At 62.2% G+C, this 19957-nt stretch carries 16 protein-coding genes; 9 read left to right on the top strand and 7 right to left on the bottom strand.

Annotated features, from left to right (window positions below):
• Positions 1–2: 2 nt before the first annotated feature.
• The 3 genes from ACF8C6_RS11765 to ACF8C6_RS11755 are packed head-to-tail and all read right to left on the bottom strand — an operon-like array spanning position 3 to position 4746.
• Positions 3–1088: a microcin C ABC transporter permease YejB gene (locus tag ACF8C6_RS11765; RefSeq protein WP_277691357.1), complete on the bottom strand. Its 1086-nt coding sequence runs from the start codon at positions 1086–1088 to the stop codon at positions 3–5.
• Entirely contained in the window at positions 1088–2920 is a 1833-nt protein-coding gene (locus ACF8C6_RS11760; protein WP_392499458.1) for an extracellular solute-binding protein, read from the bottom strand. Before ACF8C6_RS11760 ends, ACF8C6_RS11765 begins: the two co-directional genes overlap by 1 nt.
• Positions 2917–4746, bottom strand: coding sequence for an extracellular solute-binding protein (locus ACF8C6_RS11755; RefSeq protein ID WP_392499457.1), 1830 nt, complete (start codon positions 4744–4746; stop codon positions 2917–2919). The genes ACF8C6_RS11760 and ACF8C6_RS11755 overlap by 4 nt, the downstream gene beginning before the upstream one ends.
• Positions 4747–4914: 168 nt before the next feature.
• Here ACF8C6_RS11755 and ACF8C6_RS11750 point away from each other — a divergent pair, with 168 nt between their 5' ends.
• Entirely contained in the window at positions 4915–6354 is a 1440-nt protein-coding gene (locus ACF8C6_RS11750) for an HDOD domain-containing protein (protein ID WP_392499456.1), read from the top strand.
• Between the two features lie 46 nt (positions 6355–6400).
• Here the strand turns inward: ACF8C6_RS11750 and ACF8C6_RS11745 are convergent, their stop codons facing one another.
• Together ACF8C6_RS11745 and gloB are read right to left on the bottom strand one after the other, a co-directional pair.
• Positions 6401–7972, bottom strand: a complete 1572-nt coding sequence (locus ACF8C6_RS11745) for a LysM peptidoglycan-binding domain-containing protein (protein ID WP_392499455.1) — start codon at positions 7970–7972, stop codon at positions 6401–6403.
• A gap of 91 nt (positions 7973–8063) precedes the next feature.
• Positions 8064–8846, bottom strand: coding sequence for a hydroxyacylglutathione hydrolase (gene gloB, locus ACF8C6_RS11740; RefSeq protein WP_392499454.1), 783 nt, complete (start codon positions 8844–8846; stop codon positions 8064–8066).
• A gap of 73 nt (positions 8847–8919) precedes the next feature.
• Between gloB and ACF8C6_RS11735 the strand changes: the two genes are divergently transcribed.
• The 4 genes from ACF8C6_RS11735 (at position 8920) to ACF8C6_RS11720 (ending at position 13244) form a co-directional block, all read left to right on the top strand.
• Positions 8920–9696: a class I SAM-dependent methyltransferase gene (locus tag ACF8C6_RS11735; RefSeq protein ID WP_392499453.1), complete on the top strand. Its 777-nt coding sequence runs from the start codon at positions 8920–8922 to the stop codon at positions 9694–9696.
• Positions 9693–10148, top strand: coding sequence for a ribonuclease HI (gene rnhA / locus ACF8C6_RS11730; RefSeq protein ID WP_392499452.1), 456 nt, complete (start codon positions 9693–9695; stop codon positions 10146–10148). Before ACF8C6_RS11735 ends, rnhA begins: the two co-directional genes overlap by 4 nt.
• Positions 10141–10875: a DNA polymerase III subunit epsilon gene (gene dnaQ / locus ACF8C6_RS11725; protein ID WP_392499451.1), complete on the top strand. Its 735-nt coding sequence runs from the start codon at positions 10141–10143 to the stop codon at positions 10873–10875. The genes rnhA and dnaQ overlap by 8 nt, the downstream gene beginning before the upstream one ends.
• A gap of 128 nt (positions 10876–11003) precedes the next feature.
• Positions 11004–13244, top strand: coding sequence for an Orn/Lys/Arg decarboxylase N-terminal domain-containing protein (locus tag ACF8C6_RS11720; RefSeq protein ID WP_392499450.1), 2241 nt, complete (start codon positions 11004–11006; stop codon positions 13242–13244).
• Positions 13245–13278: 34 nt separating this feature from the next.
• Here ACF8C6_RS11720 and nhaB read toward each other — a convergent pair whose 3' ends face one another.
• Positions 13279–14781, bottom strand: coding sequence for a sodium/proton antiporter NhaB (gene nhaB, locus ACF8C6_RS11715; protein ID WP_392499449.1), 1503 nt, complete (start codon positions 14779–14781; stop codon positions 13279–13281).
• 221 nt (positions 14782–15002) lie between these two features.
• On the opposite strand from nhaB, the gene ACF8C6_RS11710 reads away from it, so the two are divergent.
• Genes ACF8C6_RS11710 through nudC form a run of 3 tightly spaced genes read left to right on the top strand, consistent with a single transcriptional unit; the run spans position 15003 to position 18350 of the window.
• Positions 15003–15815 carry a crotonase/enoyl-CoA hydratase family protein gene (locus tag ACF8C6_RS11710; protein WP_392499447.1) on the top strand — a complete coding sequence of 271 codons (813 nt, stop codon included), beginning with the start codon at positions 15003–15005 and terminating at the stop codon, positions 15813–15815.
• A gap of 28 nt (positions 15816–15843) precedes the next feature.
• Positions 15844–17517 carry a ferrous iron transporter B gene (locus tag ACF8C6_RS11705; RefSeq protein ID WP_392499446.1) on the top strand — a complete coding sequence of 558 codons (1674 nt, stop codon included), beginning with the start codon at positions 15844–15846 and terminating at the stop codon, positions 17515–17517.
• Positions 17517–18350 carry an NAD(+) diphosphatase gene (gene nudC, locus ACF8C6_RS11700; RefSeq protein WP_392499445.1) on the top strand — a complete coding sequence of 278 codons (834 nt, stop codon included), beginning with the start codon at positions 17517–17519 and terminating at the stop codon, positions 18348–18350. Before ACF8C6_RS11705 ends, nudC begins: the two co-directional genes overlap by 1 nt.
• A 37-nt stretch (positions 18351–18387) precedes the next feature.
• On the opposite strand, the gene ACF8C6_RS11695 is transcribed toward nudC, so the two are convergent.
• Positions 18388–19164, bottom strand: coding sequence for a TSUP family transporter (locus ACF8C6_RS11695; protein WP_392499444.1), 777 nt, complete (start codon positions 19162–19164; stop codon positions 18388–18390).
• 100 nt (positions 19165–19264) lie between these two features.
• On the opposite strand from ACF8C6_RS11695, the gene ACF8C6_RS11690 reads away from it, so the two are divergent.
• Positions 19265–19915, top strand: coding sequence for a hypothetical protein (locus tag ACF8C6_RS11690; protein ID WP_392499443.1), 651 nt, complete (start codon positions 19265–19267; stop codon positions 19913–19915).
• Positions 19916–19957: the final 42 nt, after the last annotated feature.

Raw genomic sequence — 19957 nt, 5'->3', positions numbered from 1 at the left:
GATCAGTGCTCCCGGGTTTCGAAGTCGATGCGTGGGTCGATCAGGGTGTACATCAGGTCGCTCAACAGTTTGGCCAGCAGGCCGAACAGGGAAAAGATGAACAGGGTACCGAAGACCACCGGGTAATCGCGGTTGACGATGGATTCAAAGCCCAGCAGGCCAAGACCATCGAGAGAGAAGATCACCTCGATCAGCATGGAGCCCGCAAAGAAGATGCCGAGGAAGGCTGCCGGGAAACCGGCCACCACGATCAGCATGGCGTTGCGAAACACGTGGCCATAGAGCACGCGGTGATCGGTCAGGCCCTTGGCGCGGGCGGTGACCACGTATTGCTTGCCGATCTCGTCGAGGAAGCTGTTCTTGGTCAACAGGGTCAGGGTGGCGAAGCTGCCGATTACCAGGGCCGTCACCGGCAGGGCCAGGTGCCAGAAGTAGTCGAGTATCTTGCCGCCGAGGCTGAGCTGGTCGAAGTTGCTCGAAGTCAGGCCGCGCAGGGGGAACCAGTCCCAGTAACTGCCACCGGCGAACAGCACGATCAGCAGGATGGCGAAGAGGAACGCCGGGATGGCGTAGCCGACGATGATCGCCGAGCTGGTCCAGACATCGAAGGCGCTGCCGTGGCGGGTGGCTTTGGCAATGCCCAGCGGGATGGAGATCAGGTAGGTGATCAGGGTGCTCCACAGGCCGAGGGAAATCGATACCGGCATCTTTTCCAGGATCAGCTCGATTACCGTGGCATCGCGGAAGAAACTTTCGCCGAAGTCGAGCTGGGCGTAGCTGCTGAGCATCAGCCAGAAACGCTCCGGGGCGGACTTGTCGAAGCCGTACATCTTCTCGATTTCTTCCACCAGCTTGGGATCCAGACCTTGCGAGCCTCGATAGTTGGACCCCGCCATGGAAACCTCTCCACCGCCGCCGGAGATCCGTGCGGTGGCGCCGCCGGATGCGGCGTCGAAGCCTTCCAGCTTGGCGATCATCTGCTCCACCGGTCCGCCGGGCGCGGCCTGGACGATGATGAAGTTGATCAGCAGGATGCCGAGCAGGGTCGGAATGATCAGCAGCAGGCGGCGGATGATATAGGCCAGCATTACTGGGCTTCCTGCTGGGCGTCAGGGGTGGGCGCTGGCTGCTGCGGAGCATGCAGCGGTTGTTCTTCCCACCAGGTCATCAGGCCGAAGCCCGACTGTGGCGTAATGGCCGGGCGGCCGAAGCGCTTCCAGTAGGCCACGCGCCAGGCGTCGACGTAATAGTTGGGCACCACGTAGTGGCCCCAGAGCAGGGCGCGATCCAGGGCGCGGGCATGGGTGACCAGCGCCTGGCGCGAGTCGGCGCGGATCAGGCTCTCGACCAGTTGGTCGATGGCCGGGTCGCGCAGGCCGATATAGTTCTGGCTGCCGCGCTTGTCGGCGCTGCTGGAGTGCCACATGTCCAGCTGCTCGTTACCGGGGGAGTTGGACTGCGGCCAGACCGCCGAGGTCATGTCGTAGTCCCATTCGCGCAGGCGATTGATGTACTGCGAGACGTCGACCCGGCGGATCTGCAGGTCGATGCCCAGCTCGGCGAGGTTGCGCTTGAACGGCAGCACCACGCGTTCGAGGTTGGGCTGAAAGTTGAGGAACTCGAAAGCCAGCTGCTTGCCATCCGGCCCGATCATCTTGTCATCTTCGATGCGGTAGCCGGCCTCGGTCAGCAGCTGGAAGGCGCGACGGCTTTGTTCGCGGATGATGCCGCTGCCGTCGCTCACCGGTGGCTGGAATTCGAGGTTGAAAACTTCCGGGGGCAGCTTGTCACGTAGCGGTTCCAGCAGTTTCAGCTCAGCCTCGGACGGCAAGCCGGTAGCGGCCAGTTCGGAGTTCTCGAAATAGCTGTGGGTGCGTTTGTAGTCACCGTAGAAAATCTGCTTCTTGGCCCATTCGAAGTCGAACAGCTGGGCGATGGCCTCGCGCACGCGGCGATCCTGGAAGATCGGGCGGCGCAGGTTGAACACGTAGCCCTGCATGCCAGCCGGGATGCCTTTCTGGATGGAAACCTGGACGAACTTGCCCGCGCGCAGTGCTGGGGAGTCATAGCCGGTGTTCCAATCCTTGGCCGAATACTCTTCGTTGACGTCGAAGTGACCGGCCTTGAAGGCTTCCAGGGCGACTTGGCTGTCGCGGTAGTACTCAGTGCGGATTCGGTCGAAGTTGTAGAGGCCACGGCTTACCGGAAGATCCTTGGCCCACCAGTCCTTGACCCGCTCAAGCTCCAGGCTGCTGCCTGGCGATACCTTGCTGATCTTGTAGGGGCCGCTGCCCAGGGGCGGCTCGAGGCTACCCTTGCCGAAGTCGCGGCTGGCCCACCAGTGCTTGGGCAGTACGGCCAACTGGCCGAGGATCATCGGTAGCTCGCGGTTGTCCTTGTGCTTGAAGTCGAAGCGCACGCTGAGCTTGTCCTCGGCCACCACCTGCGCCACATCGGCATAGTAATGGCGGTAGAGCGGGTCGCCTTTCTCCAGCAGGATGTTGAAGGTGAAAATCACGTCGTCGGCGGTGATTGGTGTGCCGTCGTGAAAGCGGGCCTTGGAGTTGAGCAGGAAGCGCACATAGCTGTTGTCGGGCGCCTTGTCGATTTTCTCGGCGACCAGGCCATAGACGGTCAAGGGCTCGTCTTGAGATTGGTAAGTGAGGCTGTCGTAGATCAGGCCGATGTTGGCCGGTGTGCCTTTGGGAATGAAGGGGTTGAAGCTGTCAAAGGTGCCGACGCCGCGCTGGCGCAGCAGGCCGCCCTTGGGGGCATCTGGGTTGACGTAGTCGAAGTGCTGGAAATCTGCCGGGTATTTTGGGGGCTCGTCGTACAGGGTTGCGGCGTGGCGCGGCTCGGCCTGGGTCGCGCTGGCCAGCAGTACAAGGGCAGCGCCGAGGGTGCGCAAGGGGAAAGTCATCGAGCGGTCTCCGTGGGCTTCAGCCACCAGGCCCGCAGCCCCAGGGTGTAGGGTGGGGTGGTGACGAAGGCGAACCGGTTGCGGTACGCCAGACGATGGTGATTGATGTACCAGTTGGGGATGCTGTAGTGCTGCCAGAGCAGGATGCGATCCAGGGCGCGTGTGGCGGCCACTTGTTGCTCGCGGGTCTGCGCCGAGAGCAGTTTTTCCAGCATGGCGTCAATCACGGGATGGCGCACGCCTGCATAGTTCTTGCTGCCTTTCACCTCGGCCTGGCTGGAGTGGAAGTAGAGCCACTGTTCCAGGCCGGGGCTGAGGCTTTGCGCCAGGGTCATGAGGATCATGTCGTAATCGAAGTGGTCCAGGCGCTGTTTGTACTGAGCGCGGTCGACGGTGCGCAGTACGGCATCGATGCCGATGCTGGCAAGGTTCTCGGTGTAGGGCTGAAGGATGCGTTCAAGGTTCGGGTTGACCAGCAGGATCTCGAAGCGCAGTGGCTCACCTTTGGCGTTGACCAGCCTGCCGCCGGAAGGTTTCCAACCGGCCTCGGCCAGCAGGCCGAGGGCCTTGCGCAGTGTGTCGCGAGGAATGCCGCGGCCATCGGTGACGGGCAGGGCGAATGGTTGAGTAAACACTTTGCTCGGTAGCTGTTTGCGATAGGGCGAGAGCAGCAGCCATTCGGCGCCCTCGGGGATGCCGGTTGCAGCGAATTCGCTGTTCGGGTAGTAGCTGGTGCTGCGTTTGTAGGCACTATTGAACAGTGCTCGATTGGTCCATTCGAAATCGAACATCAGGCCCAGAGCTTCGCGCACCTTGCGCTCGGCGAAGATCGCGCGGCGCGTGTTCATGAACAGTGCCTGGCTCTGGGTCGGAATCTGGTGCGGGATCTCGGCGCGGATCACTTCGCCACGGGCGATGGCCGGAAAGCGGTAAGCATTGGCCCAGTTCTTCGCCTGGTGCTCGATATAGAAGTCGAATTCGCCGGCCTTGAAAGCCTCGAAGGCGACGCTGCTGTCGCGGTAGAAGTCGACTTCCACCCGATCGAAGTTGTATTTGCCGCGATTGACCGGTAGTTGCTCGCCCCACCAGTCCTTGACCCGTTCGAACACCAGGCTGCGGCCAGGCTCCACTTTGCTGATGCGGTAAGGACCGCTTCCCAGTGGTACTTCGAAGCTGGTGGTTTTGAAGTCCCGATTCTTCCAGTAGTGCTGGGGCAGCACCGGCAATTCGCCCAGGCGCAGGATCAGCAGGGGATTGTTGCTGCGTTTGAGCACAAAACGAATGCGATGGCGATTGAGGATGTCGACCCGCTTGACCTCCTGCAGGGCCGTGCGGTACTGCGGGTGCCCGTCCCTGACGAGGGTGCGGTAGGAAAAGGCCACATCGAAGGCGGTAATCGGCTTGCCATCATGAAAGCGCGCTTCTTCGCGCAGATTGAACACCACCCAGCTGCGATCCTCGCTGTACTCCACACTCTTGGCGATCAGCCCGTAGCTGGAGGCGGGCTCATCGCCCGAGGGATCGTAGGGGCCTGTGCCCACCATCAGCGGCTCGTTGAACTCGCTGACCCCGTACTGCAGGAAATTGGGTGCGGCCGCAGGGCTGCTGCCCTTGAAACTGTAGGGGTTTAGGGTATCGAAGGTGCCGTAGGCCATGACCCGCAGAGTGCCGCCTTTGGGCGCCTCGGGGTTGACCCAGTCGAAGTGGGTGAAGCTGGCCGGGTACTTGAGAGTCCCGAACTGGGCATAGCCATGGCTTTCGATCAGGGTTGCGAAAGCAGGAAAGCTCATGGCCAGGCCGAGAATCAGCGAGAGCAGGGGACGCATTAGAGGCGAGGTCCAGTCCATGGGGCTTTCTGACGGCAGGCTGTGCCTCCCGTTCGTTGGTTTGCCGGTACAGTAACAGCTTGTATCCGCAGGAAAAAGAGTGCTCTCCCAAGGCAGGTGCCAGCATTTTGATTACACTGAAACAAATTGAAAGAGGTGTGCGCCCAGGTGGAACGAAGTGTCGGGTTACAGGCATGGATAGATCGTCTTAATCAGGCCGAATTGCCTGCTCTGGCCGCCGTGGTGCAAGACCTGCATCGTCTGGCGCAAGCCGATAATGCATCGGTTCAACAGCTGGCCGATGTACTGTTGCGAGATGCTTCACTGACATCCAAGGTGCTGCGTGTTGGCAACAGTGTCTACTACAACCCCTCGCAGGAAAGCATTCGAACCATCTCGCGGGCCATCGTGCTGATCGGCTTCGACAATGTGCGCCTGATCGGCATGTCGGTCAGCCTGATCGACAGTCTGTTGGCCAAGGCGCCGCGTGAGCAGCTGCAAAGCCTGTTGGCCCGTTCCTTTCACGCCGCCGTGCAGGCACGCAACATTGCCGGCTACGTGCTGAGCAAACACCAGGAAGAGGTGTTCATCGCCGCCCTGCTGCATACCGTGGGCGAGCTGGCCTTCTGGGCTTGTGGGGGGGAGCAGGCCGATGAGTTGGCCGAGTTGCTGGAGCAGCCGGGCATGGATGAGGAGGAGGCGGTTCGCCAGGTGCTGGGTACCAGCTTCCGCCAGCTCACGCAGGGCCTGGTAAAGAGCTGGAATCTCGGCGAGCTGGCGGCTTTTGCCCATGGCAGTGGCAATCAGCACGATCCGGCTGTGCGGGCCATCAATCTGGGCGTGAAAATCAGCGTGGCGGCACTGGAGGGTTGGGATTCTCCGGACATGGAGAAGCTGGTGCAGCAACTGGCTGATTTTACCGGTGTCAGCCCGGAGGATGCCTTGCAGCAGGTGTTGGAAAGTGCCCGGGAAACGGTTGAGGTTGCGGCCACTTTTGGCGCCAGTCAGCTCTGCAGGCTGATTCCCAATACCGACCCGGAGCAGATCAAGCTGCAGCAGCAGGAGCGTAAGGCGCGCCTGTTGCAGCCCAACCTACTGGTATTGCAGCAGGCCTTGCAGGACCTGGGCATGATGGTCAGCCAGAAGGGCGACATCGGCCTGATTCTCGATACCTTGCTCAAGGGGCTGCACCAGGGGGCCGGGTTGGAGCGGGTAATGCTGGCCGTTTTGGCGGATGGTCAGAGCCGTTTTCGCGCCAAGCGGGCGGTAGGCGAGAGTACCGAACACTGGTTGGCGGATTTCCAGCTGCCGGTGCAGCAGAGCGAGCAGCCGCATATCTTCAGTTATGTCTTGCGCAACCGCGAAGCGATCTGGATGGGCGTGCCGGCCAGCTACAACCTGGCTGAACTGGTGACGTTGCCGATGCGGCAGATGCTCGGCCAGGGCATGTTCTTTATCGCGCCTTTGCTGGCAGGTACTCGCGAGATTGGCGTGCTGTACGCCGACAGCCGGGTGTCCGGGCGGGCGCTCAAGCACGAGCAGTTTGTGGCTTTTCAGCGTTTCACCCAGCTGACTGGGCGTTGCCTGGAGGCGTTGAGCAAACGCTGAATATTCTGCTCCACAGAGGCCGGGCCTGGCATCTGCGAGGAGGAAGTCAGTCGAGGTACAGCGTCAGGGTCTGTCCAGGCTTGAGCAGGCGGCTGTCGCTACGCGGATTCCAGCTCTGCAGGCGTTTGACATCGACCTTGAAGCGCTGAGCAATCAGGTACATCGAGTCGCCCTGTTTGACTCGGTAGTAGGTGACATTCCTGCGGCTATCGGCCTTGGTAGCTGCGACCGGTTGACTGGCGCCGGTGCCATGGATTTCCAGTACCTGGCCCAGGCGCAGCTTGCTGCGTGCGTCGAGCTTGTTCCAGCGCTGCAGATCCTTGAGTTGAACCTGGTGGGCGTTGGCGATCTGCCATAGGGTGTCGCCACTTTTCACCCGATAGCGCTGCGGCTGTGTACTGCTCGCCTTGGCTGTTTGTTGATGCAGGGCGATGTCCGTCTTGCCTGCGGACGCTTGGCCGGGAATGCTCAGTGTCTGCCCGACGCGCAGGTGGTTGCTGCTCAGCTTGTTGATGTCCTTGAGTGTCTTGACCGTCAGATGGTGACGGTTGGCGATGCTGTGCAGATTGTCGCCGGGGCGCACGCGGTATTCCTGCCAGCTCACCAGCTCTTGCGGTTTCATCATGGCCAGACTGGCATTGAACAGTTCGGCCTTGCCGGTCGGCACCAGCAGGTGCAGTGGGCCGTCCATGGTGATGCCTTTCTTGAAGGCCGGGTTGAGCACTTCCAGTTCGTCTTCTTCCATGTCGACCATGGCGGCGACTCTGGCGAGATCCAGCCCCGGCTTGCTGGCGACCTGCTCGAAGTAGGGCTCGTTGGCGATTGGGTTGAGGCTGATGCCATAAGCTTCGGGGGCCAGCACGACCTGCGACAGTGCCAGCAGCTTGGGTACGTAGTCCTGGGTTTCCTTGGGCAGTGGCAGGTTCCAGTAGTCGGTTGGCAGGCCGAGCTTCTGGTTGCGTTCCATGGCTCGGCTCACGGTGCCTTCGCCGGCATTGTAGGCCGCCAGGGCCAGCAGCCAGTCGCCGTTGAACATGTCGTGCAGGCGGCTCAGGTAGTTGAGGGCGGCATTGGTGGAAGCGGTGATGTCGCGGCGGCCGTCATACCAGTTGGTCTGGCGCAGGTTGAAGTAGCGACCGGTGGAGGGGATGAACTGCCAGATGCCCACCGCATGGCTGCGCGAATAGGCGTAGGGGTTGTAGGCGCTCTCGATCATCGGCAGCAGCGCCAGCTCCATCGGCATGTTGCGTTCGTCCAGGCGCTCGACCACGTAATGGATGTAGCGGCTGCCGCGCTGGCTGGCGCGTTCGAGGAACTTGGGGTTGCTGACGAACCACAGGCGTTGGTTCTCAATGCGCGGATTGACGCCGATTTCATCCTGCAGGGCGAAGCCCTCGCGCATGCGTTCCCAGATGTCCTGGGGTTCCTGCGGCGCCACGTCTTCAATCCATTCCGGCTCTTGCTGCAGGCTGATGGCACGGTCGGTGTCGCTACCTTCCTGGTCCTTGCCGCCCATGCTCTGGCAGCCAGCCATCACCATGCACATCATCACCGCCAGAGCCCTTGCTGCTCGTGCCAATGCCGTGGAATCAAGGGTCTCGGAAGGTAATAAAAACATTGGTCGCTAGTATCTGCCGGCGCAAAAAATTCCGGCGATTCTAGGAATGCCCCCCAGGGTGGTCAAGTTTTCACCAGTTGGCCGGGCCGTATCAGCCAGCCCTGAAGACATCCTTCCAGCGCCGCAAGGCAGCAAATACCTCGGCTGGAGAGCGTTGCTGCGTTCCTTCCCGCTCATCGACTATTTGTTTAACGGATGTTTCCTGGCAGCGCAGGAAGGGGTTGCTGGCTTTCTCCAGGGCAATGCTGGACGGCAGGCTGATGCGTCCTGCCGAGCGCCAGGCGCTGACTTCGGCCAAGCGTGCGGCAATGCTCGGATTCTCGGGTTCAACGGCGCGGGCGAAGTGCAGGTTGCTCAAGGTGTACTCGTGGGTGCAGTAGACCCGGGTGGCCTCCGGCAGTGCGGCCAGACGCGACAGGGAGTCATGCATCTGTTGCGGCGTGCCTTCGAACAGGCGACCGCAGCCGGCGGCAAACAGGGTGTCGCCACAGAACAGCCAGCCTTCATCGGCCTGGTAGTAGGCGATATGACCCAGGGTATGACCGGGCACCGCGTATATAAGGAAGTCGAGGCCGAGCACAGTGACTCGGTCACCTTCGTCCAGCGCCAGCTCGCGGGCTGGTATCGATTCACGTGCGGGACCGCAGACTCTGGCGCCAGTGTGGGCCTGGAGCTGGGCTACACCGCCGATGTGGTCTGGGTGATGGTGGGTAATCAGGATGTCGCTGAGTTGCCAGCCCGGGTGCGCGGTCAGCCAGGCCAACACGGGGGCGGCATCGCCGGGATCGACCACCGCGCAGCGTTGGGTACTGGTGTCCTGCAGCAGCCACAGGTAGTTGTCGGTGAAGGCGGGAAGGGCGTCGATCTGAAACATTTTGTGGGTCGCCAAGCAGAGAGCATTGGCGCATCTTAAGCGCCATGACCCTTCTTGTGTGCATGGAGGTGTGATGGACGAGCAACCCTTTGCCCAGGCCGATGCCCAGTGGCTGCAGCTGACCTGTGCCGCGCGCCACTGGTTGGCCTCGCCGCTGGGTGAGCTGCTGTTGACCGAGCAGCGCCTGGCTCTGGATGAGGAGCTGGCCCACTACTTTGGCGGTTATTTGGTGCATTACGGCCCGGCCGAAGCGGAACCGCCGAAGGCGCCGCAGATTCGCTGCAACGTGCGTCTCGGCGCGCCACTGGCTGGCGTGCAGATTGCCTGTGAGGAACAGGCCTGGCCGTTGGGTGAGCATGCTGCGGATGTGGTGGTGCTGCAGCATGGTCTGGACTTCAGTCTGTCGCCCCACGGTCTGTTGCGCGAGGCGGCACGTAGTGTGCGCCCCGGTGGCTACCTGCTGATCACCGGCATCAATCCCTGGAGCACTTGGGGCTTGCGTCATTATTTCGCTCGCGATGGCCTACGCCAGGCGCGTTGCATCTCCCACAGCCGGCTGACCGACTGGCTAAACCTGCTCGGCTTCGCGCTGGAGAAACGCCGCTTCGGGTGCTATCGTCCGCCGCTTTCCTCGCCAACCTGGCAGGGGCGTCTGGCGCGCCTGGAAGACTGGGGCGCCCGGTTAAAAGCGCCTGGCGGCGGTTTCTATCTGTTAGTGGCGCGCAAGCTGGTGGTTGGACTACGTCCGCTGCGGCCGGTGCAGCGTGCCAGCATGGGCAAGCTGCTGCCGATGCCGGTGGCCAAGGTCAGCCGGCGCGAATCGAAGAATTGGCAAGAACGAAGCGAATGAGTGACGAAGTAGTCGAGATCTACACCGACGGCGCCTGCAAGGGCAATCCCGGCCCGGGTGGCTGGGGGGCCTTGCTGATCTACAAGGGCGCGGAGAAGGAATTGTGGGGCGGCGAGCCCAACACCACCAACAATCGCATGGAACTGATGGCGGCGATCTGCGCGCTGATCGCCCTGACCCGGCCTTGCTCGGTTCGTCTGGTGACCGATTCGCAGTATGTGATGAAAGGTATCCAGGAGTGGATGCCGAACTGGAAGAAGCGCGGCTGGAAGACCGCCAGCAAGGAGCCGGTGAAGAACGCCGACCTGTGGCAGGCGCTGGACGAGCAGGTAGGCCGCCATCAGGTCGAGTGGCAGTGGGTGCGCGGCCATACCGGCCACCCTGGCAACGAGAAGGCCGATCAACTGGCCAACCGCGGTGTAGAAGAAGTGAGGGCAAAGAAACATGCGTAGCGTCGTACTCGACACCGAAACCACCGGGATGCCGGTGACCGATGGTCACCGCATCATCGAGATCGGCTGCGTCGAGCTGGAAGGCCGGCGCCTGACCGGTCGCCACTTCCACGTCTACCTCAATCCTGATCGCGAGATCGACGAGGGCGCCATCGCGGTGCACGGCATCACCAACGAATTCGTTGCCGACAAGCCGCGCTTCAAGGAGGTGGCCGACGAGTTCTTCGAGTTCATCACCGGCGCCCAGCTGATCATCCACAACGCGGCGTTCGACGTCGGCTTCATCAACAACGAGTTCGCCCTGCTCGGGCAGAGCGAGCGCAGCGATATCGCCGATCATTGCTCGGTACTCGATACCCTGCTGATGGCCCGCGAGCGCCATCCGGGCCAGCGCAACAACCTCGATGCCCTGTGCAAGCGCTACGGCGTCGACAACTCCGGCCGCGAGCTGCACGGTGCACTGCTCGACGCCGAGATTCTCGCCGACGTCTACCTGGCGATGACCGGTGGCCAGACCCACCTGTCGCTGGCCGGTGAGGGAGGGGACGGCTCCGGCCGTGTGCTGCCCAGCCCGATCCGTCGTCTCGATCCGGGTCGCAACCTGACCCGTGTGCTGCGCGCCAGCGACGAGGAACTGGCGGCTCATGCCGCGCGCCTGGCGATCATCGAGAAGTCGGCCGGTGGACCTTCGCTGTGGGCGCAGATGGAGGCGCCGAAAGAGTCCTGATCAGGTCCGGGTCGCTGCCAATGCGACCTTTTCGTACAGCCTTCCGCACAGGGGGTTCCGCCCGTTCGGGCGAGCTTCTAACCTGAGGCGATAGGTGCCCCAGAGCACCACTCCCTCAGGAAGGCACAATGTATAAAGACCTGAACTTCCCCATCCTCATCGTCCACCGTGACATCAAGGCTGATACCGTCGCCGGCGAACGCGTCCGTGCCATTGCTCAGGAGCTGAGTAAGGACGGTTTCACCATCCTCTCCACCGCCAACTCCGCCGAGGGGCGTATCGTCGCCTCCACCCACCACGGTCTGGCCTGCATTCTGGTGGCCGCCGAAGGGGCGGGGGAGAACAGCCGCCTGCTGCAGGACATGGTCGAGCTGATCCGCGTGGCGCGGGTGCGCGCGCCGCAGCTGCCGATCTTTGCCCTGGGTGAGCAGGTCACCATCGAGAACGCGCCGGCCGACGCCATGGCCGACCTCAACCACCTGCGCGGCATCCTCTACCTGTACGAGGACACCGTGTCCTTCCTCGCTCGCCAGGTGGCGCGTGCGGCGCACAACTACCTCGACGGCCTGCTGCCGCCGTTCTTCAAGGCGCTGGTGCAGCACACCGCGCAGTCCAACTATTCCTGGCACACGCCTGGCCACGGCGGTGGCGTGGCCTACCGCAAGAGTCCGGTGGGGCAGGCGTTCCACCAGTTCTTTGGCGAGAACACCCTGCGCTCCGACCTCTCGGTGTCGGTGCCGGAGCTGGGTTCGCTGCTCGATCACACCGGCCCGCTGGCCGAAGCCGAGGCGCGCGCCGCGCGCAACTTCGGCGCCGACCACACCTTCTTCGTGATCAACGGCACCTCGACGGCGAACAAGATCGTCTGGCACTCCATGGTCGGTCGCGACGACCTGGTGCTGGTCGATCGCAACTGCCACAAGTCGATCCTCCATTCGATCATCATGACCGGCGCCATCCCGCTGTACTTGTGCCCGGAGCGCAACGAGCTGGGCATCATCGGGCCGATCCCGCTCTCCGAATTCTGCAGGGAATCGATCCAGGCCAAGATCGACGCCAGCCCGTTGGCCAAGGGCCGTGCGCCCAGGGTCAAGCTGGCGGTGGTGACCAACTCCACCTACGACGGCCTCTGCTACAACGCCGAGATGGTCAAGCATGCCCTGGGCGACTCGGTGGAGGTGCTGCACTTCGACGAGGCCTGGTACGCCTACGCCGCCTTCCACGAGTTTTACGCCGGGCGCTACGGCATGGGTACCCAGTGCGACGCGCACTCGCCGCTGGTGTTTTCCACCCACTCCACGCACAAGCTGCTGGCGGCCTTCAGTCAGGCGTCGATGATCCATGTGCAGGATGGCGGGCAGCGTCAGCTGGACCGCGACCGCTTCAACGAAGCCTTCATGATGCACATCTCCACCTCGCCGCAGTACGGCATCATCGCCTCGCTGGACGTGGCCTCGGCAATGATGGAAGGCCCGGCCGGGCGCTCGCTGATCCAGGAGACCTTCGACGAGGCGCTGAGCTTCCGCCGTGCCCTGGCCAACCTGCGGCAGAACCTGGCGGCCGACGACTGGTGGTTCAGCATCTGGCAGCCGGAGCAGGCCGGTGGCGAGGGCGTGCACACCGGCGACTGGCTGCTGCAGCCCAACGCTGGCTGGCACGGCTTCGGCGATATCGCCGAGGACTATGTGCTGCTCGACCCGATCAAGGTCACCCTGGTGATGCCTGGGCTGTCCGCCGACGGCAAGCTAGCCGAGGCGGGGATACCCGCGGCGGTGGTCAGCAAGTTCCTCTGGGAGCGCGGCCTGGTGGTGGAGAAGACCGGCCTGTATTCCTTCCTGGTGCTGTTCTCCATGGGCATCACCAAGGGCAAGTGGAGCACGCTGCTGACCGAGCTACTGGAGTTCAAGCGTCTGTACGATGCCAACGTGCCGCTGCTCGATGCGCTGCCGTCGATCGCCCGCGAGGGCGGCGCGCGCTACGCCGGCATGGGCCTGCGCGACCTGTGCGACCAGCTGCACGGCTGCTACCGCGAGAATGCCACGGCCAAGGCGCTCAAGCGCATGTACACGGTGCTGCCGCAGGTGGCGATCAAGCCTGCCGACGCCTACGACAAACTGGTCCGTGGCGAGGTCGAGGCGGTGCCGATCGAGCAGCTGGAGGGGCGTCTCGCGGCGGTGATGCTGGTGCCTTATCCGCCGGGGATTCCGTTGATCATGCCGGGGGAGCGCTTCACCCCGGAAACCCGCTCTATCATCGACTACCTGCACTTTGCGCGCACCTTTGACAGCCAGTTCCCCGGCTTCGATGCCGACGTGCACGGCCTGCAGCGGGAAGACGGCTGCTACACCGTAGACTGCATCAGGGAGTGATACCTTACGGGGCGCTGCCAAGGCGCCCCATTGGTTACAGCCAGTGACTGACCGCCCACCAGCCTAGACCGCCCATGACGATGGTGTAGGGTATGGCCATCCAGACCATGCGGCCATAGGACAGGCGGATCAGCGGGGCGATGGCAGAGGTCAGCAGGAACAGGAAGGCGGCCTGGCCATTGGGTGTCGCCACGCTGGGCAAATTGGTGCCCGTGTTGATGGCGATAGCCAAGGTGTCGAAATGCTCGCGGCTCATGTTGCCGGCCAGGAAGGCCTGCTTCACCTCGCTGATATAGATCGTGGCAACGAATACGTTGTCGCTGATGGCCGAGAGCAGGCCGTTGGCGATGAATAGCATGCCCGGTTGCTGTTCCTTAGGCAGTGCCAGTACCCACTCGATGATGGGGCTGAACAGGTGCTGTTCATGAATCACCGCCACCACAGCAAAGAACACCACCAATAGTGCGGTAAACGGTAGTGCTTCCTGGAAGGCTCGGCCGATCTGGTGTTCGTCGGTAATACCGTTGAAGGCGGTGATCAACACGATGACCAGCAGGCCGATCAGGCCGACTTCCGCAACATGGAAGGCCAGGCCGAGGATCAGGATCAGCGCAGCCGCGCCCTGCACCAGCAGGGCTGCGCGCTGGGCGTGGGTGCGGTGGTTGTCGTCTTCGCGAGCGTGGTCGGCCAGCACCTGGCGTACAGCCGAAGGCAGGCGGGTGCCGTAGCCGAACCAGCGCAGTTGCTCCAGCAGCACGCAGGTCGCCAGGCCGGCGGCGAGTACCGGCATCGACACAGGGGCCATGCGGCTAAAGAACTCGCCAAAGTGCCAGCCCGCTTCATGCCCGATCAGCAGGTTCTGCGGTTCGCCTACCAGGGTGCACACGCCGCCCAGCGCGGTGCCGACGGCGCCATGCATGAGCAGGCTGCGCAGGAAGGCACGAAACTGTTCAAGATCTTCACGGTGCAATTCCACCACTTCATGATCGCTGTGTACGCCGATTTCTTCGCGGGGGTTCTTGCCTGAGGCAACCCGGTGGTAGACCGAGAAGAAGCCAACGCCGACGCTGATAATCACGGCGGTGACGGTCAGTGCATCGAGAAAGGCTGACAGAAAGGCGGAGAAAAGGCAGAACAGCAGTGACAGCAGGGCCTTGGAACGCACACCCAGCAGTAGGCGGGAGAAGATGAACAGCAGCAGGTCCTTCATGAAGTAAATGCCTGCCACCATGAACATCAGCAGTAACAGAACCGGGAAGTTGTGCACCAGTTCTTCATACAGGGCCTTGGGAGTGGCCAGCTCCAATAACAGCGCCTGCAACACCAGAAGACCACCGGGTTGCAGTGGATAGCACTTGAGCGCCATGGCCAGGGTAAAGATGAACTCGCCCACCAGCAGCCAGCCGGTGATGGCAGGGCCGAGACTCCACAACACCATGGGGTTGACGATCAGGAACAGGACAATGGCCAGCTTGTACCAGTGCGGCGAGTTGCCCAGAAAGTTGTGCATCAGGGCGCTGGCGAGTGATCTCTGCATCTGTGTTTCCCCCAGGTCAAAGGCCGAGCATCCCAGCTCAGTTCCAAGTAGATCAAGCGTTTAACGGATATAGTCAGAAATCTTCTCAGCTTTGCTAGCGTGTTCTGCGTCACAGTGGCCGGCATCGACTTTTATCGCGTGCTTGTTATAGTGGGCCGATATATTCCAAAACAATACATCTATGTGCACCCCGGCGTGCTTTGCCTGTGAGGATGATCTGCGTGCCTGAATACAAAGCTTTCCGCGTCGAACTGCTCGACAAGATCGCCCATGTGCAGATCAATCGTCCCGACAAAATCAATGCGATGAACGTCGACTTCTGGGAAGAGATCATCGAGATCTTCCGCTGGATCGATGATACGGACGCGGTACGTGCGGTCGTCCTGTCCGGCGCCGGTAAGCACTTCTCCTCCGGTATCGATCTGATGCTGCTGGCCCAGGCCGGCAGCCAGCTGGGTAAGGATGTAGGGCGCAATGCCGAGGCGCTGCGTCGCAAGATCCTCCAGCTGCAAGCCTCCTTCAACGCCGTGGACAACTGTCGCAAGCCGGTTCTGGCCGCTATCCAGGGCTACTGCCTGGGGGGCGCCATCGACCTGATTTCAGCCTGCGACATGCGTTACAGCACGGTGGATGCGCAGTTCTCGATCAAGGAAATCGACATGGGCATGGCGGCCGATGTCGGCACGTTGCAGCGTCTGCCGCGGATCATCGGTGACGGCATGATGCGTGAACTGGCCTATACCGGTCGCACCATCGATGGCGCCGAAGCGCAGCGCATCAACCTGGTCAATCGCACCTATGTCACCCAGGAAGAGCTGCTGGATGGCGTGTTGGCCATTGCTCGCGAGATAGCCGAGAAGTCGCCCATCGCCATTCGTGGCACCAAACACATGATCCGCTATATGCGTGACCACCGCGTCGACGATGGCCTGGAGTACGTTGCCAACTGGAACGCCGCCATGCTGCAGTCCGCTGATCTGCGGGTGGCCATGGCTGCACACATGAGCAAGCAGAAGCCGGAATTCGCCGACTGATCGCAGTCTAGAGAGGTTCAGCAGACCTATGGTCACTGGAGCGACATCCCTGAGCCTGGTGCGTGATGAGCTGTTCACCACCATGGAAGAGACCGAACAGAGTCTCGAACACTTCATTGCCGAGCGTAACAATGGCAGCCTGCTGCAGCAGGCTGTGGAAAATCTGCAGCAGGTGCGCGGCACGCTCAACCTGATCGAGCTGGCTGGCGCCGAGTTGCTGGCTCAGGAAGTGCTGCAGCAGGCGACGGATATCCCCACGGGAGCCGGCGAGGAGCGCGACGGTCAGCTCGCTGCTCTGAGCAACGCGCTGTATGTGCTGCGCCGTTACCTGGAAAACGTGGATGCTCATCGCCAGGAAATGCCCGAACTGCTGCTGCCGGCGATCAACGATCTGCGTCAGGCCTGCGGTCAGCAGCCCTTGCCAGAAAGTTTCTTCTTCAGTGTGCGTCTCGATCATGCACGCCCGGCTGGAGTACCGGCTGCGGCGGTGAGCGTCGAAGCCGTTCGCCGTCTGCGCCATATGTACCAGGTAGGCCTGCTCGGTTTCATTCGTGAAGACAACATCCAGGCCAGCCTCAAACTGATGTTGCGGGCTCTGGCGCGCCTGGACAGCCTGTTTATCGATAAGCCTGCTGGTCGTTTGTACTGGGTTGGCGCCGCCGCTCTGGAGTCGCAGCTCGATGGCCTGCTGTTGCCGCGCAAGTCGCGCAAGCAGCTGTTCTCCCGGTTGGATCGTGAAATCAAGCAGGCGCTTGCCAGTAACGGCAGCTACGAGCTGCCACGCAGCCTGCTCAAGGAATTGCTGTATCTGGTTGCGCTGGCGGACAGCCGTGGCCCGCATGCGGCAAGTGTGCACGAGGCCTTCGGGCTGGCGCCGCTGCCTTTTACCGATCATCTGCTCGATGAAGAATATCAACGCCTTTCCGGGCCGGGGCAGGGCGTTATGCGCTCCCTGTCTTCGGCCATCCGTGAAGAACTGGCGAGCGTCAAGGATCTGCTCGATCTGATCGAGCGTGGTACGGCGCAGCCCGACAGCTTCAGCAGCCTGCATGCCCTGCTGGGCAAAATGGCCAAGACCCTGAGCATGGTTGGTCTGAGTTCGGCAGCCAATGCGTTACATGTGCAGCTGCCGGTTGTCGGTGCCTGGAGCGAGAGCAACCCAGCCCAGGCCGATGAGTTACATCGCCTGGCCGAGGCTGTGCTGTACGTTGAAAGCATGGTGGCCAGCCTGGAGCGTGGCGAGCAGCGCAGTTCACGCCCGGCGCCGGTGGCTCCAGGTGACGAGGGCGAGTCTTTTGCCGCCCATCAGTTGATCGAGGCGCGCATTGTGGTGATCGACGAAGCCCAGGGTGGCCTGGCGTTGGCCAAGCGCGCCATCACCTCTTATCTGGAGTCGGGCGGCGACCGCATGCACCTGGCTAACGTACCCGTCAGCCTGCAGGCGGTGCGCGGTGGTATGTGGTTCCTTAACCAGGAGCGAGCGGCCAGGCTGATCGGTCTGTGTGCCGATTACATTCAGAAGCAGATGATCGATGTCCCGCAGATGCCGTCCGAGCAGATGCTGGAAACCCTTGCTGATGCCCTGAGCAGCCTGGAGTACTACCTGGAAGCCGGCGCTGTGCTGCGCCCGGAGACCACGCCGAGCGTGCTTGATCTGGCTGAGGAGAGTGTCCGTGCCCTTGGTCTTTCGGTAGCAGCCTGATGGCACGTGGCTGGCAGACTACACCTTTGCTGGACAATGCTCAGCCGGGTGGTTGGGCGTTGGTGCGCAGCCCGCAGGGTTTTCTGGCCGATGCTAACGGGGTGCTGTTTCCGCGCGAGTGGCTGAAGCGTCAGGATCTGCCAATTCGCGATGAGCAGGGGCTGGGGCAGTTCGACGACCAGCCCGTGTGGCTGCTGTCGCTGGATCAGCCGGTCACGCCCGAAGGCTGCTTCTGGCAGAGCCTGCGACAGTTCATGTTGCAGGCCGACTACCCGACTTTTCGGATGCTGGCCTTTGCCGAGCAGGTGGGTACCTGGCGAAGCAATCATCGCTTCTGTGGCCGTTGCGGCACGCCCACCCAGCAGGTGGCCGGTGAGCGCTGCATGCGTTGCCCCGAATGTGGCCTGGACAGTTATGCGCGTATTTCGCCCAGCATGATCGTGCTGGTCACCCGGGGCGACGAAATCCTGCTGGCGCGTTCGCCACGCTTTGTCACCGGTGTCTACAGCACCCTGGCCGGTTTCGTCGAACCTGGTGAGTCCGCCGAAGAGTGCGTGGCCCGTGAGGTGCGCGAAGAGGTGGGCATAGAGGTGCACAACCTGCGCTACCTAGGCAGCCAGGGCTGGCCCTTCCCGCATTCGTTGATGTTGGGTTTCCATGCCGAATATGCCGGCGGCGAGATAGTGCCGCAGGCAGACGAAATCGAAGACGCCGCCTGGTTCCCCATCGACAACCTGCCACCGCTCCCGATGCAGCGCTCCATCGCTCGCTATCTGATTGATCTCTACGTGGCTCGCCGCCTTGGCCAGCCTGAGCCTCAGCTGCATCGCTGATTTCAGCCGCTGTGGCCGGCGCGGGCGCCCGGCATGATCAGAACCAATGCTGCCAGGCCAGACGTGCCGTCAACGCCAGCACCACCAGAATGAACACCGGGCGGATGAATTTCGAGCCGCCCTGAATTGCTGTCCGGGCGCCAAGGAAAGCACCCGCCATCAGCGCCAGGCCCATGCTGATGCCGAGCAGCCAGGCGACCTGGCCGGCAAAGATGAAAACGACCAGGGCCATGGCGTTGCTGACGAAGTTCATGCTGCGCGCCACGCCGCTGGCGCGTAGCAGATCGATTGGGTAAAGCAGCAAGGTGCTGACGGTCCAGAATGCGCCGGTTCCAGGGCCGGCGACACCGTCGTAGAAGCCCAGCCCCAACCCTTGAGGCCACTGCCTGCGCTGGGCAATGGGCCTGTCTAGCTGCGCCTCATTCTGCGGCGTCTTGCCGAACAGCAAATAAAGGCCGCAGCCGAAGATCACCGCCGGTAGCATCTGGTTGAGCCAGGAGGCGGGTAACCAGTGGGCAATGACGGCGCCGATGCAGGCGCCGATAGCCGTCGCCAGTAGAGCGTTACGCCATTCCCGCGGATTGAATAGTTTGCGGCGGTAGAAGGTGTAACTGGCGGTGGCTGAGCCGAAGGTGGCGCACAGCTTGTTGGTGCCCAGTACAAGATGCGGAGGGAGGCCGGCAGTGAGAAGGGCGGGGATCGTCAACAATCCTCCGCCGCCAGCAATGGCGTCAATGAATCCAGCCGTGAAGGCGACCAGGGCAAGCACCAGCACAATGCCGGGATCCATTCCCAGCTCAGGCAAGAAGGGCATAAAAAACTCGAAGTCGATTCAAATGTGCGGGCCAGTTGCTGGCCCGGCGAGCGGCTGCTGAGCATAATGCCGGCAAATTCACGCAGAAGGAATCGTTCCCATGCAGTATGACGGCCTGGCCTGGTTCACCGGCCTGCTGGCCCTGCTGGCGCTGTTTATCGCCGCCCGCATCCTCTTCGCGCCCAACTGGTTTCTCGCCTGGCTGCGTGGCACCGTGGGCCTGGCTTTCGTCGCCTTGGCCGGGCTTATGGTTGTGATCGCCTATGACCTGCGCAGCTATGACGCTCTGGTTGAAGGCAAGCCGCTGGTCACCCTGAGTTTTCGCGCAGAAGGTGATCAGGCCTATCGGGTCACCCTGCTCGAGGGAAGTGAAGAACGCGACGTATTGCTTGAGGGCGATCTGTGGCAGTTGGATGCACGCCTGCTCGACTGGAAGGGCCTGGCTGCGCTGATCGGGCTGCAGTCCGGTTACCGCCTGGAGAAGTTGTCGGGCCGCTTCCTGGCCATCGAACAGCAACAGATGGCGCGTCACGCACGTGTCGAACTTGCCCGCAGCCCCTACGGCATCGACCTGTGGCGCTGGATGCGCCTGAATCAGCGTGACCTGTTTCTGTTCGACCCCGAAGCTGCGCGGGTCACCTACCTGCCGATTGCCGATGGTGCGGTGTTTGCCGTCAGCCTGACGCCGACCGGGCTGCTGGCTAAGCCTATGAACTCGGTGGCACAACAGGCACTCACGGACTGGCAGTGATCTCATCGCAGTGAAGGGGCTGGCGGCCCCGACACTGCTGCG

Origin of the sequence: Pseudomonas sp. zbq_18 (assembly GCF_043102245.1) — a bacterium.
Classification (GTDB): domain Bacteria; phylum Pseudomonadota; class Gammaproteobacteria; order Pseudomonadales; family Pseudomonadaceae; genus Aquipseudomonas.
Note: the sequence above shows the minus strand (reverse complement) of the source record. Positions and strands in the feature narration are given on the sequence as shown.

Coding starts and splice junctions, on each gene's coding strand:
- ACF8C6_RS11735 (WP_392499453.1), top strand. CDS start 8,920: ATGGACGAGCAACCCTTTGCCCAGGCCGATGCCCAGTGGCTGCAGCTG.
- ACF8C6_RS11765 (WP_277691357.1), bottom strand. CDS start 1,088: ATGCTGGCCTATATCATCCGCCGCCTGCTGCTGATCATTCCGACCCTG.
- ACF8C6_RS11720 (WP_392499450.1), top strand. CDS start 11,004: ATGTATAAAGACCTGAACTTCCCCATCCTCATCGTCCACCGTGACATC.
- gloB (WP_392499454.1), bottom strand. CDS start 8,846: ATGTTTCAGATCGACGCCCTTCCCGCCTTCACCGACAACTACCTGTGG.
- ACF8C6_RS11755 (WP_392499457.1), bottom strand. CDS start 4,746: ATGCGTCCCCTGCTCTCGCTGATTCTCGGCCTGGCCATGAGCTTTCCT.
- nhaB (WP_392499449.1), bottom strand. CDS start 14,781: ATGCAGAGATCACTCGCCAGCGCCCTGATGCACAACTTTCTGGGCAAC.
- ACF8C6_RS11690 (WP_392499443.1), top strand. CDS start 19,265: ATGCAGTATGACGGCCTGGCCTGGTTCACCGGCCTGCTGGCCCTGCTG.
- ACF8C6_RS11745 (WP_392499455.1), bottom strand. CDS start 7,972: ATGTTTTTATTACCTTCCGAGACCCTTGATTCCACGGCATTGGCACGA.
- ACF8C6_RS11705 (WP_392499446.1), top strand. CDS start 15,844: ATGGTCACTGGAGCGACATCCCTGAGCCTGGTGCGTGATGAGCTGTTC.
- ACF8C6_RS11695 (WP_392499444.1), bottom strand. CDS start 19,164: ATGCCCTTCTTGCCTGAGCTGGGAATGGATCCCGGCATTGTGCTGGTG.
- ACF8C6_RS11760 (WP_392499458.1), bottom strand. CDS start 2,920: ATGACTTTCCCCTTGCGCACCCTCGGCGCTGCCCTTGTACTGCTGGCC.
- nudC (WP_392499445.1), top strand. CDS start 17,517: ATGGCACGTGGCTGGCAGACTACACCTTTGCTGGACAATGCTCAGCCG.
- rnhA (WP_392499452.1), top strand. CDS start 9,693: ATGAGTGACGAAGTAGTCGAGATCTACACCGACGGCGCCTGCAAGGGC.
- dnaQ (WP_392499451.1), top strand. CDS start 10,141: ATGCGTAGCGTCGTACTCGACACCGAAACCACCGGGATGCCGGTGACC.